Origin of the sequence: Nitrincola nitratireducens (assembly GCF_000585235.1) — a bacterium.
Lineage (GTDB): Bacteria > Pseudomonadota > Gammaproteobacteria > Pseudomonadales > Balneatricaceae > Nitrincola > Nitrincola alkalisediminis.
Map to the genome: position 1 here is coordinate 1 of NZ_AONB01000054.1, position 1235 is coordinate 1235.

Below are 1235 nucleotides of genomic sequence, written 5' to 3' on the forward strand. Positions count from 1 at the left end.
TGTACTGGTCAACTAAAACCGGACACTTTTTTTAGCTCGTTTTCATAATCCACCGGCGTTTTGTCGCCATTGGCTGTGTGCAGCCTTTCCAAGTTGTAATATCGCATATATTCAGCGACATCTTTTTTCATATGCTCACGTGTTGGCTGAGGGATTTTAAGGAGCCAATCATGCTTAAGGCTTCCAAAGAACCGTTCCACGACAGCATTATCCCAACAGGCACCGACGTCTCCCATACTGGCTCGCATCTGGTAGCTGTCCAGTAATTTTCGATAACGTCGACTTGTATACTGGGAGCCTCTATCACTGTGAAACACAAGCCCTGATGGCGGGTTTCTCAGGTTATAGGCTTTCATCAATGCCTTGCTAACAAGATCCGCTGTCATGCGTTTATCAATATGCCAGCCAACGATTCGGCGTGAATATAAGTCCATCACGACCGCTAAATACATCCAGCCTTCACCAGTGCGGCAATAGGTTACATCACCTGCCCATACTTGATTTGGCCCCGTAGGATTAAAGTTTTGGTTCAACAGGTTGTCTGCAACTGAATCACTGAAGTTACGCTTTGTAGTGACCTTATAAGCCACACGCTGTCGCACAACAAGCTTCATTTGAGCCATGAGTTTTCGCACTCGATAGCGACCAATTTCAAAGCCTTCTTCACGAAGTTTTTTCATCATCTCTCGACTACCTAAGCTTGATCGGCTACGTTTGAATAGCTCTTTCATTCGCCGTCTGAGTGTTAACTCCTCCGCAGCAATGAGCTTGCCAGGGCGCTTGAGCCAGTCGTAATAAGCGGATTGGCTGACACCCATGCCTTTGCAAAGCATCGTGACTGGGTAATCAGCTGACTCGGCTAAGATGAAATCAAACTTTACTTCATTTCTTTCGCGAAGAAGGCTGAAGCCTTTTTTAAAATCTCTTTTTCCATCAGCAGCCTACGATTTTCTTTGCGTAGCCTAATAAGTTCATCTCGCTCAGACTCGGAAAGCTGATTGCCTGCTTGCTTAGCCTCTAACTTCTCCTTCCAGCGGTAGAGCATATTAGGATTGATACCTAATGCTTTAGCCGCTTCGGGCACTGAGTAACCCTGATCATTCACTAACGATACAGCCTCTTCTTTAAACTCAGTTGAGTACTGTTTGTAGGTTCGTTTCTGACTCATAATGACACCTCAATAGCTGACTGATATTGTCGCTAATTAAAGTGTCCAGTTCTATTAGACCAGTTCA

At 45.1% G+C, this 1235-nt stretch carries 1 protein-coding gene; it reads right to left on the reverse strand.

The window, feature by feature from the left end:
* Positions 1-8: 8 nt before the first annotated feature.
* A protein-coding gene (locus D791_RS18555) for an IS3 family transposase (protein WP_089503658.1) occupies positions 9-1168 on the reverse strand; the annotation gives its coding sequence in 2 pieces (ribosomal slippage) (positions 9-904 and positions 904-1168; 1161 coding nt in all).
* Positions 1169-1235: the final 67 nt, after the last annotated feature.